Source organism: Amycolatopsis orientalis DSM 43388 (assembly GCF_000411975.1).
Lineage (GTDB): Bacteria > Actinomycetota > Actinomycetes > Mycobacteriales > Pseudonocardiaceae > Amycolatopsis > Amycolatopsis orientalis_D.
The window spans coordinates 1-1,269 of record NZ_ASXG01000118.1 but is presented as its reverse complement, the minus strand read 5'-3'; the positions used below and the strand labels follow the sequence as shown (position 1 = coordinate 1,269).

The window sequence follows — 1,269 nt, the reverse complement described above, 5'->3', positions numbered from 1 at the left end:
GGGTCTGCCCAGGCTTCGGTTGACACCGGAGCTGACTGTTTCTCAGGCCGCTGCTGCGGTGGTGTAGATGGTCTCAAACTCGACCGGGGTGAGTTTGCCCAGGGCGCGTTGGCGGCGTTTGCGGTGGTACTTCGTCTCGATCCAGGACACGATCGCCAGCCTCAGTTCCTCCCGGGTGCGCCACCGCCTAGTATCGAGAACGTTCTTCTGCAGCAACGAAAAGAACGATTCCATCGCGGCGTTGTCACCACAGGCACCGACCCGACCCATCGACCCGGTCAGCCCATGGCTGCGCAACAGGGACCGGTAGGCTCCCGACCGGAATTGAGCACCTCGGTCGGAGTGGACCACGACATCGCGCGGGTCGCGCAGTGCGATCGCGTTGCGCAGCGCGCTGACCGCGAGTGAGGCCCGCATGTGCGAGGCGATGGAGTATCCGACGATCTTGTTGGAGCAGCAGTCCTTGACCGCACACAAGTACAGCTTGCCCTCACCGGTGGGATGCTCGGTGATATCGGTTAGCCACTTGGAATTTGGTGCGGTGGCGGTGAAATCCCGGCGCACGAGGTCGTCGTGCACCGGCGGCCCCGCCTTACGGGAACGGCCCTTCTTCTTGGCGTGCAGCGAGAAGATCTGCTGCATCGAGCAGATCCGCCACACCCGGTTCTCCGACGCGGCGTAGCCGCGGCGGGCGAGTTCGTCGGCGATGAACCGGTACCCGTCGGCCGGGTCGTCGGCATGGATCTCGAGCGCGGCGTTGATCAGCTGCGCGTCGTCGAAGTCGCGCTGCGAGACCGGAGACGAGCGCCACTGGTAAAAGGCCTGCCGGGAGATCCCCAGCACCCTGCACGTCACCGCGACCGGCACCCGCACAGGGGCGCCGGCCGCGGCCAGTTCACGGACGAGCGGGAAGGCTATTTTCCCGGCAAGTTGCCCTGCGCCAGGTAGGCCGCGGCCTTGCGCAGGACCTCGTTCTCCTGCTCCAGCAGCCGGTTGCGTTTACGCAGCTCCCGCAGCTCAGCGGACTCCTCGCGGGTCACGCCCGGCCGGGCGCCGTCCTCGACCTCGGCCGCGCGCAACCAGTTGGCCAGGCACGACTCGGAGATCCCGAAGTCCTTCGCGACCTGCTTCAACGGGGTCTCGCCGCGGCGGGCCACGGCGACCACGTCGTCACGGAACTCGCGGGGATAGGGCTTGGGCACGATGACATCCTTCCAGGCGAGGCCGAAGCCTCACAGGTGAGGTGTCAACCAAACCCTGAGCAGACCC

Annotated in this window: 1 protein-coding gene; it reads right to left on the bottom strand. The window is 66.4% G+C overall.

Features of this window, described 5'->3' with window-relative positions; all coding sequences use genetic code 11:
* Nucleotides 1-42 precede the first annotated feature (42 nt).
* Nucleotides 43-1,202 (bottom strand): IS3 family transposase gene (locus L942_RS22500; protein WP_106964982.1). Its coding sequence is split into 2 segments (ribosomal slippage): nt 43-921 and nt 924-1,202, totalling 1,158 coding nucleotides; the frame shifts between segments, so codons are not numbered across the junction.
* Between the last annotated feature and the right edge of the window lie 67 nt (nt 1,203-1,269).